At 37.3% G+C, this 15491-nt stretch carries 15 protein-coding genes; 4 read left to right on the forward strand and 11 right to left on the reverse strand.

What is annotated here, in order from left to right; translation table 11 throughout:
- Positions 1-530: 530 nt before the first annotated feature.
- The 4 genes from QPL79_RS07450 to QPL79_RS07465 all read right to left on the reverse strand — a co-directional run bounded on the left by QPL79_RS07450 (position 531) and on the right by QPL79_RS07465 (position 4901).
- A complete protein-coding gene (locus QPL79_RS07450; protein ID WP_285274181.1) occupies positions 531-785 on the reverse strand; it encodes a hypothetical protein in 255 nt (84 codons plus the stop codon).
- A 23-nt stretch (positions 786-808) separates the two neighbouring features.
- A complete protein-coding gene (locus QPL79_RS07455; protein ID WP_285274182.1) occupies positions 809-1939 on the reverse strand; it encodes a hypothetical protein in 1131 nt (376 codons plus the stop codon).
- Between the two features lie 879 nt (positions 1940-2818).
- The gene (locus QPL79_RS07460; RefSeq protein ID WP_285274183.1) at positions 2819-4399 is read right to left on the reverse strand and encodes a dihydropteroate synthase-like protein; all 1581 of its coding nucleotides are present in this window, start codon (positions 4397-4399) and stop codon (positions 2819-2821) included.
- 97 nt (positions 4400-4496) lie between these two features.
- Complete coding sequence (locus QPL79_RS07465; protein WP_285274184.1) at positions 4497-4901, reverse strand: dihydroneopterin aldolase family protein; 405 nt, start codon at positions 4899-4901, stop codon at positions 4497-4499.
- A 62-nt stretch (positions 4902-4963) separates the two neighbouring features.
- Here QPL79_RS07465 and QPL79_RS07470 point away from each other — a divergent pair, with 62 nt between their 5' ends.
- Entirely contained in the window at positions 4964-5911 is a 948-nt protein-coding gene (locus QPL79_RS07470) for a GTP cyclohydrolase, FolE2/MptA family (RefSeq protein ID WP_285274185.1), read from the forward strand.
- Positions 5912-6096: 185 nt separating this feature from the next.
- Here the strand turns inward: QPL79_RS07470 and QPL79_RS07475 are convergent, their stop codons facing one another.
- Complete coding sequence (locus QPL79_RS07475) at positions 6097-7086, reverse strand: beta-ribofuranosylaminobenzene 5'-phosphate synthase family protein (RefSeq protein ID WP_285274186.1); 990 nt, start codon at positions 7084-7086, stop codon at positions 6097-6099.
- Positions 7087-7172: 86 nt separating this feature from the next.
- Here QPL79_RS07475 and QPL79_RS07480 point away from each other — a divergent pair, with 86 nt between their 5' ends.
- Positions 7173-7910, forward strand: a complete 738-nt coding sequence (locus QPL79_RS07480) for a flavoprotein (RefSeq protein WP_285274187.1) — start codon at positions 7173-7175, stop codon at positions 7908-7910.
- On the opposite strand, the gene QPL79_RS07485 is transcribed toward QPL79_RS07480, so the two are convergent.
- Positions 7911-9095 (reverse strand): DUF1464 family protein, encoded by a 1185-nt coding sequence (locus QPL79_RS07485; RefSeq protein ID WP_285274188.1) that lies wholly within the window; start codon positions 9093-9095, stop codon positions 7911-7913.
- 41 nt (positions 9096-9136) lie between these two features.
- Entirely contained in the window at positions 9137-9766 is a 630-nt protein-coding gene (locus tag QPL79_RS07490; RefSeq protein WP_285274189.1) for a DUF447 domain-containing protein, read from the reverse strand.
- Between the two features lie 82 nt (positions 9767-9848).
- Here QPL79_RS07490 and QPL79_RS07495 point away from each other — a divergent pair, with 82 nt between their 5' ends.
- The gene (locus QPL79_RS07495) at positions 9849-10631 is read left to right on the forward strand and encodes a 6-hydroxymethylpterin diphosphokinase MptE-like protein (protein WP_285274190.1); all 783 of its coding nucleotides are present in this window, start codon (positions 9849-9851) and stop codon (positions 10629-10631) included.
- A gap of 13 nt (positions 10632-10644) precedes the next feature.
- On the opposite strand, the gene QPL79_RS07500 is transcribed toward QPL79_RS07495, so the two are convergent.
- Entirely contained in the window at positions 10645-11604 is a 960-nt protein-coding gene (locus QPL79_RS07500) for a triphosphoribosyl-dephospho-CoA synthase (protein WP_285274191.1), read from the reverse strand.
- Positions 11605-11845: 241 nt separating this feature from the next.
- Here QPL79_RS07500 and QPL79_RS07505 point away from each other — a divergent pair, with 241 nt between their 5' ends.
- Entirely contained in the window at positions 11846-12340 is a 495-nt protein-coding gene (locus QPL79_RS07505; RefSeq protein ID WP_285274192.1) for a YkgJ family cysteine cluster protein, read from the forward strand.
- On the opposite strand, the gene QPL79_RS07510 is transcribed toward QPL79_RS07505, so the two are convergent.
- The 3 genes from QPL79_RS07510 to QPL79_RS07520 all read right to left on the reverse strand — a co-directional run bounded on the left by QPL79_RS07510 (position 12333) and on the right by QPL79_RS07520 (position 15398).
- Entirely contained in the window at positions 12333-12716 is a 384-nt protein-coding gene (locus QPL79_RS07510) for a hypothetical protein (RefSeq protein ID WP_285274193.1), read from the reverse strand. The genes QPL79_RS07505 and QPL79_RS07510 overlap by 8 nt on opposite strands.
- Positions 12717-12849: 133 nt before the next feature.
- The gene (locus QPL79_RS07515; protein ID WP_285274194.1) at positions 12850-13233 is read right to left on the reverse strand and encodes a hypothetical protein; all 384 of its coding nucleotides are present in this window, start codon (positions 13231-13233) and stop codon (positions 12850-12852) included.
- Positions 13234-13466: 233 nt separating this feature from the next.
- Positions 13467-15398 carry a molybdopterin-dependent oxidoreductase gene (locus tag QPL79_RS07520; protein WP_285274195.1) on the reverse strand — a complete coding sequence of 644 codons (1932 nt, stop codon included), beginning with the start codon at positions 15396-15398 and terminating at the stop codon, positions 13467-13469.
- Positions 15399-15491: the final 93 nt, after the last annotated feature.

Genomic DNA, 15491 nt, shown 5'->3' on the forward strand with positions numbered 1-15491 from the left:
TTGACATAATATAACTATGTTAATTGTTAAAACAAGATGCAAACAGCTTTGTGGTGCTTTGCTGATTTAAGTATCAATAATAGCAATACAATATACCTTTGAGCAACATACCTCATATTCAATTCCAATGTGTAACACCTCTAAGAATATTTTGCATTTATCCCCCACCATCCACATGTGTGTCACATTACAACATATTCAGTAATTTTCATAGATAAACTCATTTGCTATGGGATAGAATTACCTGTGTTAATATCTCCACACTAATTATACTGCATTATATGTGTAGCCTGTTACCTCCTTAGCTATTATTCTTCATCTTCACTACTCTTAATATTTATGAATATGGCCTCCTCCAATTTCCCACACTTAAAGACTTTTAAATGTTATGAAGCCTATTGAAGTTTCTATGAAATTCAAAATCCTTTGGATTTATATCAATGTAAAAGCTTCGATGTAATTGTTGCGACATGTTGATGGTGATAACATATTGCTGCTATTGCTATGTAACGAAACATCTAACTTTGTCTTCATTTATCTAATGCCAGGATCTCTTCTTCAATTTCTTGAAGATGCCAAATCAAAATATCCATAAACTTGTGCCTATCTAAAATCACTAGATAGGGTTCTTTATCCATAAGCTTACTTGAAATTCTTTTCAGATATAGATCTTCAACCAACGGCTTTAGATCATTCATCTCCAAACCTAGTAAATCCAAGGTTTTTTCAAATTCAATTCTCAACTTCTCGGGCTTATCTCGATACTTGTTCTGAATCCCTATCAATTCGCTTAACGCAATTAATACACTTAATTTTTAGGAATACCACTCTCCTCAAGCTTTGCAACGCTATCTTTATACAGTGAATTGCATATAAACTTGAGAAGTTCTGTAGACGCATAAATACAGCTATCTTCACATGCCCTACCCTTAAAGTCGTAAGGTGATATTAGAACCAGTCCTGTTCTCTCCAAATCTTTCAAAGTTTTAACTCCTTCATTGTGAATCTTTGGAAGATTAAAAGCAGAAATACAGAAGTATATCAATTCGCTTGGATAAGGCAGTTCAGAAACCCTATCAATGTCTCGTATTGCTAATAAGAATCCAACATGGGCTAAAGCATCTACATAATTACGTTTTGGTGGGTATACCAGAGAGGCTCCTCTTAAACAGGCCAACGCTGTTATAAATGAAATTAATGGTTTGCTTTTTACAACATTCACAATCTCGTATCTATGTTCATTCACAAGATGTTTTTCATATGCTTTTGCAAGTGAAACTCCCTTATCAGTTAATGTAATTCCAAATACTTTACCTTCTTGATAATTTCCATGAATGCCATATTCATCATGTGCTAGACCCAATGTTACTAAAAGATTTATAACTCTTGGATCCTCAAGCATCCTTTCCACTATAGGCTTCTCCAAAGGATATGGCCAGTAAACAAATCTTGTTGGAACTTGACCCCCCATTAAATGGGCTTTGAGAAGCAGCTTTAGAGCAGGTTCCACAAATTCTTTAATCCCCAACCCCTCTAAAACATTTTCAAATTCGTCTAATGAAGATAGTGGTGGTAGAGGTGGTAGAGAAGCAAGGGCGGGAGGATAATCTAGTGGAACTTTCAAAAGCTTTCTTAACCTTGGTTCAAACCCTTCCAAATCAACTATGTAAATACCGTTGATAGTGGGAATTTCATAGGGTTTCACAACAACTATAAACTTTAGGTCTGCATTAAACTTTGAGAGTTTATCAATATCCTTAGCAAGATCCGAAGTTATGCTAACCTCAACAGCAATAGTTAAAGAATCTTTTTGACCAACTAAATCAATTCTTTCACCAGTTGGCAATCTATATTCTCTTTGAACAGAAAAGCCATAGTGTCTTAGTATTGCTTCAATTATTTCAACAACCCTACCATGAAACTCGCTCCGATGAGACAATCCTAAATCACTAGACTAAAAACTATTCGAAACAAAAATTTATCTTTTATCTCTTGAACATCAAACTATCTTCGAACATATTCTACACGTTCAATACCTTTCAAAATATCTCTCATCTCTCATTATAAAATTTTAACACAAATAGTGTTTAACTATGGACTACGATTATGATGCGTGTTACTATCTATGATTTATTTTAAGAAAGTTTTAAAGCATACCATCGTTTTACACTTCTTCACCTCCTCGGGATTTAAACATCTTCTTTGCAGTCATTAAGATACATAAACATTAATAGATTTCTGTCCAGCAATCTCCTTAATTCTTCACGAAATATGCGGCTTTCAATTCCATCTTTTGGATTCCTTTAACGATGCTGATGGGAAGATGCATATGATTAAGATTTCGCACTTTCAATTCCATTTTTTGGATTCGAAATTGTTCTTGTGTTGATTCAATACTGCATTGAAAATTTAAACTTTCAATTCCATTTAATGGATTCCGATCCTGGTTCTCTTGTTTGAGAGTCTCCATTTGTGGATTCGAAACTGTTCACTATAAAATGTGTTGAATGGGGTATAAAAGCTTTTAAGCTAATTAAGCCAAGGTGATTGCGATGATCATCAATCATCAATGATCTGATGAAACCATCAGTGCAGTGAAGCTATTGCAATGTGGATCATAGAGAGTTTTGTAAAAGAGTTGAGTAAATTGCACACATAGAGAAAATTTTTATGGTTTCATAAAAACTTTTAAAGGGTTTATATATCTTGGCAATGCCTGCATTGCATGTATGGAATGAGAGTAGAGTTGAATGGCTTAAAAATCTATTGCTTTATGTTTTGTGGATTCAGAATTCAAAAAATGGAGTTGAAAGTATATTTATGATTGAGGGTGTTTTGGTGATGTGATTGGTTTTGGTATTTGGAATAGTGGTAGCTCTTGAACATAGTTTTTTCCTAGTTTCAATGCTTCTTCTGCTTTTGCTAATTCTATTCCTAGGTATATTGCATGTGATAGTGATGATATTAATCCTCTTGACAGTATCTCATTTCTGATTGCCTTTGCTGTCTTCCCTTTTATCAGTATCTTGCCTTTTCTTCCTATGTACAAAGCTTTTATATAGCCTTCCTCATGGTCAACAGCTATTTTGAATATTCCCATTGGGTCTAGAGGGTACTGCTTCTCCTCTTCTGATGCAATAACTGTTTCTACTCCTGTTTCCTCAAGCGGTGTTTCAATGCGTTTTTTATCTTTTAGTATTAGAAGTGATATTCCAAGGTTTTTCGGGGGTGTGCCAAGGATTTTTGATAGTGTCGCCATTTGAGATGCTATCTTCGCTTCTCTTGTTGACCCCCTTGTCTTTGTGCTTGCCTCAGTTGTTAAAACAGTGCTAACACCAATTTCCTGGGCTAGTAGAACAAGCAAGGCGTTTGCACCAATGCTATCAGCATCGATAAGCTCAACAACGTTTCCAATACCCATAAACATTGGTATTTCTGGATGCAGCTCTTTGAATTTGTGGAAGGCTAGCATTGAGTTGAATGTTGAGCTTGGTGGATCTAGAATAGCATCTGCTAAAACATTTTCAATTCCTCTGCTTTTCAAATACTCAACTGTTTTTGATAGAAGCTCAACTCTTTCACTAACCTTCTCCGGTATTGAGTTTGTCGATGGATTTCTGGGTATAGCAACAACAGCTATGTCTTTAACACTTCTCTCAACCTTGTCTATGTTACCTAGATGAATATTTATAACCATGTCGCATTCAGCTTCAACACCTTTAACAATCTCACTCGGAATCTCAGTATCTATCGCTATAGGCACATCAAATTCTCTCTTCAAAAACCTCACAACTCTATAGACATCATCTGGTCTTGGATTCAAAGCCTCAAAACCAAGGCTAATACCATCAGCACCACTTTCAACCAGATAGGAAACCCTTTTGTACAAGTCATTGTTTTGAAGCTCGTGAGCAAATGGAATCTCAGAAAAAACTCTTATTGGCGGTGGGCTTATCGGTATACACAACTTTCCAACGTAAATACATTGCCCAATGCTTTTCTCAAGATCATTCAAAAGCTTCGCATTTCTCTCAACAAGCATATTCTGAATAACATCATCTGCAGGAATCTCACTAGACAACATGCTTAAATCATCTAGCTTCAGAAGCTCAGACAAATCAACAGCGTTTACACATCCCTTAACAGCTTTCACACCAATGGCATTCTCAATAACTTTTGCAGAGCCCTTTGCAAGTCCGGGTATCAAAATATAGTCATACATGTCTTTTCCTATGCTTCTAGCCCTAAGCAAATTAGCTATGTACTCAGTTGTCATAAAAGCAGCAACATCTATTGGTGCAACAAAAACTTCAACAAAATGCTTTGTTTTACTAGCTTCAACAGCTTTTCTAACAATTGGCTCAGCCAATCTCCCAGTAACAACAAGTATTCTAGCCACGATGCTCACACAAACTTTTTTCTTCTACAGTTTTTGGGAAAGAGAAACATATATTCTTATTGAATTCAATTCCTTTTGGCAAAGCATCAACATATAGCTATTTAGCTTCCTTCTCATCAACTTCGCCAATATCCTCTATATAGGCTAGGCTATAGTCAAGCTCTGGAACATACCTTAAACGAGCCTTCACATAGGCTTTGCCATATCTAACAACAACACTTATGTCCATGTTTCTAGATCTAAGAGTTGAATATTTATAGGGGTTGTAGTCTTTTGGAATATCAATGCTTATTCTAACCCTTGCCTCACTTTTAAATGGCTGAGACAAAATAGCATACTCAATAACTTTTTCTAGAAGCCTTGCCTCTTCCTCAAACCTTATTGGAATTCCCGAAAACTGGTGAATAGCCATGCCAATTGCTATTCCAGCTTCAAAAGCAGCTCTCTCCCTATCGCTAACCCTAGGCGAAAAATACTTTGCAGCAACATCACTTTTCTCCACGAAAATCCCCAGCCACAAAATCGCTTTGCCTCTATTTAAACCTGCTTATAGCTTTCTTTCATATGCAAATGATTTATAAGCCGATTTACGCTTTGCATAAAAAGGTGAGGATACTGACTCTTGGTATGCGCCAAATTCCTGATGTTCAGCAAGAGCAGCCGAGAATGCCAATACCAATAGATAGAGTATGTGTGAAGAATCTCTACAGAAGAATTTGCTTGAAGAGCTCCCAAAGTGGAAGAGTTTGCCTAGACTCAAAAATTACTGCATGCATTGATTTACCAGCTAATCAGCGTGGAATACATGTTTCAAGATCTGCAGAATCTGTTGTAGAGTCCTTTGCCGATATAGAGTACAGGGATTTTGCAAAGGTTGAAAATGCTTTGGAGAATCTTGTTAATGTTTTGCTCAATAGACATGGATATGCTCTAAGAGCAATGGCAAAACTGGAAACTGTTTATCTTCTTGATTATCGCGATGAGTATGTTGGGATAGAGGATTTGATACCCATAAAAATATTGATAACAGTTAAGAAGAGTAGAGGTGGTGAAGCAGAGTTCAAAATTGGTGTTGGGTTAGAGGGTATGACCGTTTGTCCTTGTGCACAACAGGTTTTTTCACACATGGAGAATATTCAAAGTGTTTATGTTCCATCCCATAGCCAAAGAGCAAAAATGCTTATTGTTGTTACATCAAATAGAAACACAGTTGATATAAGAGACGTTGCAGTTGCTGGATTAAAAGCATTTTCAGCACCACTCTTCACAATTTTGAAGCGTGTTAATGAGTATAGACTTGTTAAAAAAGCTTTTGAATCACCAAAATTTGTTGAGGATGTTGTTCGCCAAGCCATATACAACATCTACTCTATAATTAAAGACAAAGTCGATGACAATACAAGAATAACTGTAAAAGTTGAAAGCTTTGAAAGCATACATCCATATGATCTATGTGCAGAAGCTAGCTACACAGTAAATGAGTTGAAAAAGCTTTTAGAACCAAACTCGTAGCAACAACTATATGCAAAATCTTGAGGAAGCTACCAAGCTGTTTCCACATGATCAATACAGTTGCTGATCTGCTTATAAATTTTTAAAAGTGTAAACCTAGAAACATTTTTTGATGTAAATCAAAAGCTGTTGGGTCCTGCCCCCCTCTGACTTGTGATGAAGCCCCTACCCATGTTCTCAACTTGCTACTCGAATACTAGCGAAGCTCCTCTGTTTCTAGCTGCAACAACATTATATGTGATTGTGTATCCCCTTGCTGTAGCATCGCTAGCAACTTTGGATGCTATTTCAACAGCTTTTGAATAATCTTCAACAATGCCATATACTGTTGGTCCCCAGCTGCTTTGCCCCACACCCTTAGCTCCGTATTTGAGCATTGCGTTGACTATGTGCTCTGATTCTTCACAGCAGAAAACGCCTCCTTGGTACTTGGAGAAGTACTCGCCAACAACAATCTGTAGCTTTGTTAATGCTTTTCCAAATGTGTTGATATCGTTGCTCATTATAGAGGGTATTATGTGAAGCAAAACAAGTTTGTATAATTCAAACTGAATATCTTTTGGAAGAGGCTGTGGATAGTCCATAGCTTTTCTCTCGCTTTTCTCATCAAACCCCCTTCTACCTTTTGGAATAAACACAATTATGCTCCAATTTCTTGGAAAGTCGCATCTGAATATGGGCTTTGGCAAATCTAGTACAGAAGCTGGTTTTTCCACAGGTCCTTCCCCAACTCTTCTACCAGAGTCAACAATAAATCCACCCAATTTGAATGTTGCCATACCTATTCCAGAGTCTCTTCCTCTACCAAGAAGAACAGCTAGCTCCTCAACACCGTAGCCAAATCCAAACAGCTTCGAAACAGCATAGCCAATGCTAAGCATTGTTTGTGTTGTTGAGCCAAGTCCAACATGTCTAGGTATAGCCTCTAAAATTTCAACAAAAACATTTTTTATACCAAGTCTAGACAGCACATGGCTTATGGCATCAGAAACATCAACACTTGTTCTATTCACAACCCTAGGCTCATCAGATTTACACACCCTTGCAACAATTTTTGGTTTTTCAATAGCTAGGCCAAGACCGCCATAGGCTACACCATCTGTGAAAAAGTTGTAGAATCCTAGGTGAAGCCTAGCTGAAGACTCAACAAAAACACAGTTGATTTGATTATTCATAACTTCTCAAAACAGGTTCTTGAGATAAAACTTAATATGTTTTATAGTGCTTAGCTGATTTTGCAGAAATTCAAAGGGTTTTTGCCTTGGCCGTTGCATGGTGTTTAACTGGTGGTGGAGCCTATTTGAGGGAGGTTGTTGACTACATGGTTAAAATAAAGAGGGAAACAAATGCCAAGGTAACTGTGTTCTTTACTAAGTGGGGTTATGAGGTTGCTAGAATTTTTGGTGTTTTGCAAAAGATTAGACTTGTTGCTGGTGGTGGATACTATGAGGAGATTCTTGTTGGTGATGAGGGCATGTACTACATTGGAAGATTGAATAGAAGAAGATATAGTGTTGTTGTTATAGCTCCTGCAACAAGCAACACAATTGCTAAGATTGTTCATGGTATTGCGGATTCTGTTGCTTCTGCAATTTTTAGTCAAGCAGTTAAGAGTGGAGTGCCTGTTGTGGTTCTTCCCACGGATATGCCAAATGAGAAGGGGGTTGTTGTAACTGAAACACCATGCTACATCGACAGAAATATTTGTTTGTATACTAAATGTGGTAGGTGTAGTGCTCAGGAGGCTTGCTCTGTAAAAGCTATAAAGATTGTTGATGGCTTACCAAGAATAGATCTAGGTGTTTGTATTGGCTGTGGGGTTTGTGTTCATAGCTGTATTTATGGAGCTGTTAAGTGTTGGGAGAAGGTGGAGCTGAGACCAAGGGAAACTGATTTGAGGAATATAGAGCTTTTGAAGAAAATTGAAAAAACATATGTTGTTTCATCACCTGAGCAACTATACAAAACTGTTAAGAGAATTGTTTTTGGTGGTGACTAGCTATTTGCATAGCCTTGGGTTTTTAACAAGCTCCTTATACCTCTTAACCAAATTGTTTTTGAATTCCTCAGCTCTTGGATGAGCAACATAATCTGCAACAGTTCCACAAGCCTTGTCTATGCCCATGTGCTTAACAAGTTTTGAGAAATAGCCACCAGCAAGACCTTCACCAATAGCTGCATAGCCTTGCCCAGCCTCTTTGCTTATAGAAGCTCCTTCTAGCATTCCACAAGGCCTTATCTCCATATCTGGTAGATACTCCCTCAAAAGCTTCACAACCAAAGGCACTTTACTGTGTCTACCAGTTAAAACAATTGTTTCAACTTTCTTTGGATTCTTGAAAACTGTTTTCACTTTTGCAATGTCTTTGGCAATGCCCTCAACAAATGATGTGAATAGTGATGCTAAAGGCTCTTCAGAATTCTCATAGGCTTTAACAAAAATGTTTAGGTCATAGGCTTTGGCAAAGTGGAATATACCTCCATAGAACACATCCCATCTTTCCCACTTACCAGCATGAGCAACAATCTCGAGATCGAGAGAACCAGCTGTTAGTGTTCCTATAGATGCTGTTGTTCCACCAACAGCATCAACTATTTCACCATTTTCAACAGCTATAGCAGCGTTGTATCCATAGCCAAGCTCAGCAACAATTATATTCACATCGCTATAGTCAATGCCTTTGTCCTTAGCAAATGTGTGTATAGCTATGAATGTTGCTGCAAGCTTGTCTGCAGTACCCATATCAATTTTATTCAATTTTCTGTAAAATGGAATTGTTGGTAGCAAAACAATTGATGGTATGAAGAAAACTCTTGAACCGTAGCTACCAACAATATGCTTGGCCAGTTTAGCCATAGCAACATATACCTGAGCACCTATCTCGCCAAGCTCAAAACCCCTCCTTATATCCTCTTCACTGCTAAGCAAAAGAATTTCTATAGTGAATTTCTCAGCATCGAAAACCTCATCCCCTCTTGTAACAGGTACTCCATAGCCAGATGGTGCAACAACATAATCTGCACCAACCTCGTTAACAGCATCAATAAGAAGCTCTGGTTTCTTAACAAGCTCCACAGTATCAATACTCTTCTCATAAACAACCCTCGAACCCTCAACACAAACAACATCAAAGCTCTTGGTGCCAGGATCTATACCAACAACTCTCTTAGCCTCAAACACCATTCTCAACACCAATCACATATCTAAACACAGAAGATAAAAATTTAGCTAACATAGCTTTGAGCATGCACAACAACATCATCTATAATCTCTCTATAGACCTTGTTCAAACTACTTCTATACACAACATCTCTTAGCATCAGTATCCTATTCAAATACTCTCTTCTCCTACTCTCATCAGCAAAAACCATTTTAGTATACCACACAAGAGCCTCTATAATAGCTGCAGAAGCTCTTGTGAAAACCCTTGGAATCCTCCTATAAATACCTATTTTAATAGGCTTTAGAAAAACCTCAACAAATTCATCACTAACAATAGAATTAGCGACAACAGTTTCGATGGAGGCGTCGCAAAAGCTTTTAAAACACTCTAAATTCTCGAAGCACTTAAGCACCTCACTTTTATTGAGTACTGCATTGTAGAATAGCACAGGGTTTGAGGATATGCAGACAATGCATTGAATATTCTCAGCTTTTTCACTACTCCTCAAAACCTCATACATTTTAGATCCTTTGAATACTCTGCTATACAAAAAACCGTTTCTAAACCTCAGACCCAGCGCCATGACATGTTTATTACTGTTCCACAGAAAAAGTGCTACAGTCTCAGCATATGTGTTTTCCGAGAAACCAAGCTCGAGAAGAGCTGAGTTAATGTTGCTTTCCAAAGCCATTTTTCAACACCAATCTCATTTAGTTAAGCAAATGAATCTAAACTAATAATCTTAGCTACATTATCTAGTTTTTTGAAAGCGTATGGAGGGCTTCATATCTGTTTTTAGAAGCTTTGCTGATTGGTGGAGTGTTTACCTGGAGATAGTTGATTTGCTTGGTATAGACCGTGGAGCTGATTCTATGGCTACTCGCATAGCCCATAGCTATGTTTATTCAGCTAAGCCTCCAACCGATTTTCTAAGGTCTTTGATTATTGGGAAAAGCGTTGTTGTTTTTGGTGCTGGGCCTAGTCTTGAGAGTCACATTGATTTTGTTGAGAAGAGTTTTGAGTGGAGAAACTCTATATTCATAGCTGCTGATGGTGCTACAAAAGCTCTTGTTGAGGTTGGTCTATATCCACATGTGATAGCAACTGATCTTGATGGTGATTTGAACTACATAAAACTTGCTGTTGAAAAAGGCTCTTTAGCTATTATTCATGCTCATGGCGATAACATACCTGTTTTCACAGATTTTATTAAGTGGATTTCTAGAAGCGGTAGAGCTTTCCTGGTTACAACACAGGTTGAGCCAATCTACCCAGTTCTAAATTTTGGTGGGTTCACCGATGGGGATAGGGCACTTGCAATAGCACTTGCATTCAAACCGCAAAAGGTTTTGTTAGCTGGTATGGACTTTGGAAATGTTGTTGGAAAATATTCAAAGCCTTGGCTAAAAAACCATTTGCAAGCCTCTGAAAGGAAGAGAGCTAAGCTGGAAATAGCATATAGAATAACATCTATGCTTTCATGCCTAGTCACAACACCAATCTACACACTATCAAGTGTTGTGCCACAGTGTGCTCTAACTTTCAACACTATTTAGCATTTGAAATTATTTAGATTCTTGTTATTGAACCTCCTTTGCTTATTGCATAGAGAGCTATTGTCGATGCCACTATATCTGCTGTGGAACCTGGGTTTACACCCATTTCACCAAGCTTTTTATCAAATTCAATTAAAATGCTTTCGCATTGCTTCTCATCCTTTTGGCAAGTCTCTAAAACCTTTGAAGCTGTTTCTGAAACCATTTTAGCTATTTCAAGTCCCTGTTTCCTTATAACGAGAGTGTCTAGCTCGTTTGACAATTGATAGAGGTATGTTTCAATAACTGCTCTATTCCAGTTTCCATGGAGCTTGATTCTCTCCTTGAGAAACACCATGTTTCTTCTAGATCTTGGATAACCCTCAACAACTTCTCTAGCCACAACATCTTTTTCAGCACTGTGAACAAGAATTTTCCACAGCGTGTACCCTCCTCTTCTAAGCTTCTTAGAGTATTCAACATCCCAAACATTTGGAAACTCATCAGTGTAATCCTCTTTTCTAATGTAGCTTGGAGTAACAAGCCTAATCGCGTTGTAGAAATGTATAGAGTCTTGAACAGTTGAATACTTTTGCAAAAATGCTTTGGCGTTTAAGCATATAGAATCTATGTTTGTTGAGCTTTCAAAACAAAGCACATAGCCACTTGCAACAGCTATTGGAAGTAACAAAAGTGATGAGCCAAGACATGTGTTGCCACCACCAGAAACAATCTTATAGTCTCTCACCATACCCTCTATAAGATCCCCAACAAAAACAGAGACTTTGCTTGGTTTCTTCAAAGCCATTCTACACCCTCTTCTAACAGCTCTAAAAACATAGTACTCACCAACAACACTTGTTACTAGAAAATCCTCGAATTTTGTATCGCTAAAATCCCTTAGCCTATGAACATTTCCAGGCTTGGGATAAGCAGCAACCTCAAGTGGAATAGCAGAAGCTATTAGATATGACAATAGTCTGAGTTTCTCCATATCCTTAGCAACACCTCAAAAGCAAATACTTTCAAAAATAGTTTGCTTGTTACACGCAATTTATTTTGCTATGAAAAACCCTATTTCAAGAAACAGGTTTTTGATAAATATGTATTTGCTATAAACTCTTAGCCACACCACAATCTTATAGCTTTGTTGAACAATTCTAGTAATTGTGATTTCGATGAATTATCAACAACTCTATGTTACAATAGCTTAAATAGCAGGAGATGAGACAATAATGTGTTTTGATATTCATATGAGTAGTGATTTAGCTAAAAAACTTTCGTTTGTGAATTTTGGAAATATTTGCAAGGATTGTAAAGTGAATTGCTGTAGAAGATTCTATGCAGTGTTGCTGCCAGAGGAAGAAGAGAGTTTCAAGGGTGTTGCATTTGAGGTTAGTACACCACTTGGCAGTGTAAAAGCTATTGGCTCTAGAAATGGAGCTCCATGTCCATTTCTAGATGAGAAAGGATTTTGCAAAGTCTATAGCCAAAGAGCATTTGATTGCAGGTTATGGCCTTTGCTACTCTACTACGATTTCAACACAGGTGAAAAGGTTTTGTATCTCGATTTGGAGTGTCCAGCAGCTGAAAAGGGTTTGATAAGCAAAGAGTTTATCGATAAGGTTTTGCAGATTTTGAAGAGTAGTAGAATAGATGTGGAGTGGCTTAAAAAATACACCTTGGCTCCATGGCCAAACAGGTTAAAGGAGATTGCAAGATTTAAGTAATCTGCATGTTTATGCAGTGAACTCTTCCATGCATTGAATAGCTCCTAACAAACTTTTGTATAAAATTAGTAACAACAGGATCTTTGCATAGAGATGCGATAGTGTATAGATGATAGGCTATATCCTCACAAGATATGTTACTCTTCAAAATCTTTTCAACATTATCATATCTAACAGTAGCCCAGTGCCAAAAGCCATTACTTTGAAACATGTTCAATGGACTTGGAAAACCATCTCCAAAACCATAAATTTCAACAGTATTTGATGATAGAAACCTTATTTGCACACCATGACTTCTCTTACTATCGAGAAACTCTACAAAGTTAATAACAAAACCTTTTTCATGTTTCTTAATAGAGATAAGATGTTGAGGCATGTCCGGATCAAATAAATATTTGCTTAAAAGGTGTATTACTTTTGCGTATATATAAGAACTTTATAAATTTTATGAAAACAAACTATGTTTTGTTAAACAAGTTCACAAGTTCTCTAATCACCTTATCAGCAAATCACTTAACTATAAAATCAAAAAGCTTCTTCACCTGTCTCAGCTTGGGATATATAACACCAACTCTAATCAGCATTGCCAAGAATCTTAGTTTGTAGGAATACTCAACAAGATCCTTTCTATTGCTCTCATAACCCTCCTTCTCAATTAAATCAGCAATTTTCTTCATCTCCTCAACATCTGCCATGGTATAGTCATTCAAGTCTTTATCAAGAAGCTGAACAAGTTTTTCACAAACCTCTTTAGTATAGTACTTTGAGCTAGTTGAAGGCAGAAAAGCTTTAACAGCATTTCTAATACTGAGAATCTCAGTTGATGTTAAAACATTTTTAGCTTCAAGCAGAGATAGAAGCAGCTCTGTAAATACTTTAAAGGCGTTCTCCAATCTATTCAATCTATCAATTATTTGCTTAAATCTTGAATCTATCTCTGAAAACTTTTTGCTAAGCCAATAAGCTAAGGCGGCAACAGATACAAGTATAGATGCTATGATATTAAAACATCTATACTCATCTAATAGACCCTACAAATTTTAGAGGCTATTCTCAACAAATTTTTGCTGTATCTACATTTACAAATGTTGCTAATGTAACTGGTTTATTTGTTAAAGCAATGCTTTTAGGATGTGCCAATTCTTCTTACTTTAACTTTTGTAGAGTTTAGAACTGATCCACCAAAACTATCAACACCATCATCAAGAAGAACATTAACTCTTTTGCCATCAACTGTTTTTGCCTGTCTTGGTGTCCATAAAACACCTTTGCTTAAGCCATGGTCTATTACAGCTTTTAGCACAGCAGAGTTTTTCTCGTTATATACCTCAACCAAATCACCTGTTTTTATCCCCAGCTTCTCCGCATCTTCTAAGCTAATGTGAAGCTCTCCTGGAATTGGGCCATAAACCTCTTCGAATTGGGTATGTGTGTAAAGTATATGTGCTGAGGATATGAGTATGAACTCTTCATCCTCAGCAAAATCTCCTTTTGGTGGTGTTGGCAAAGGTGGTAAACCCATTTTCTCCGCTGTTGTACTATAAAATTCTATTCTTTTTGTTGGTGTTTGATACTCATCTCTAGGCTTTGGCTTTAGCTCTACAAAACCATTTTCCATAAGCTTTCTAAGAATCTCCTCACCAAAAGCCATTTCAAATACTTTGTATGGATCTAGGCAAATCTCTTGGTAGAAGCTTGGAGCTATTCTCTTAGCTATTTCACACATTAGCTGGTATTCCCCTAAAGACTCTCCCAAAGGCTCTATAACAGGCTTATTCAAATAGACAATGTTGTGGCTATAGCTGAAGACAACATCTAGTTTTTCAAAAAATGTTGGTGCAGGCAAAACAAGATCCGCAACCTTTGCAGTATCACTCCAGTGCGTATCGTGAACAACAACAAAAACATCATCTCTCTTAAAACCTTCGACAATCTTGCTTGCATTAGGCAAAGTAGCTGCGGGGTTGTGGACATTGATGTAAACAAATTTGTAGTTTCCATTGAATATCTCCTTACCTACCCTCTCCATACTCACAACCTTTCTAGGTCTCCACATGCTGCTTCCATCAACAAGCGACAAGTTTATTGGAAGACCATCGGTGTTGGAATAGTAAAATCCTCTGTGAATTCCTAACAAAGCTGGTATAACTGCTATGGATCTAACTATTTCACCACCACCATACCTTCTCTGAACACCATAACCAATGAATATGGCAAAAGGCTTGCAACTAACAAGAATTTCTGCAAACCTAGCTATTTCCTCTCTCGACACACCAGTAACTTTTTCAATAATATCCATACTGTAGTTCTCTAAATGCTTCACAAATTCTTCAAAGCCATAGACATACCTGTTGATAAAGTCTCTATCCACGTAATTGTGCTCAACAAGATATTTAGCAACGCCCAAAGCCAAATAGCCATCAGAACCAGGTCTAACCCTAATGAAGTGAGTACTTTGCTTAGCTGTTTCAGATAATCTAATATCAACTGTTATTATCTTCCCCCCTCTGCTCCTAACATTCAAAATTTTTCTCCACAAATGAATAGCGCTAACAGCTGGGTTAGATCCCCACACAACAACAGCATTCAAATTATCAATTTCATTGGGAAAGATGCCGTAGGCAGATCCATAGATAAGCTCAAGTGCTTGCTGCCCGCTAGAAGCACATATGCTTCTATCTGTTTGGGTAACGCCGAGAAAGTACCAAAGCCTTCTACTAGCATATCTAGATAGCAAACCTCTGTTACCAGCATACTCAAGAAAAATAGCTTTTTCCACACCATGAGAATCAATAACATCTTTAAGCTTTGAAACAAGAATATCCAAAGCCTCATCCCAGTTAATTCTCTTGAAAAATCCATTCCCTGTGTTAAGCATTGGATAGAGAACTCTATTAGAAGAATAAACCCTTTTTGCATCACCAGCAGCTCTGGGACATAAAATGCTCTGGGTATAGATATCATCATTAGGCAAAACCTTTACAATTCTACCACCATCAACATAAACCCTTAGACCACAGGTATCGTAACAGTCCCTGGGACAGCCGATTAGGAACATGGTAAAGCACCTAGCAATACATGTAGCTATGCCAAGTTTAACTAGAAAAGCTTTGCTTTTTAACAATTTAGTAGTTGAATCACTACTGTGAAA

This window comes from Ignisphaera cupida (assembly GCF_030186535.1).
Taxonomy (GTDB): Archaea; Thermoproteota; Thermoprotei_A; order Sulfolobales; family Ignisphaeraceae; genus Ignisphaera; species Ignisphaera cupida.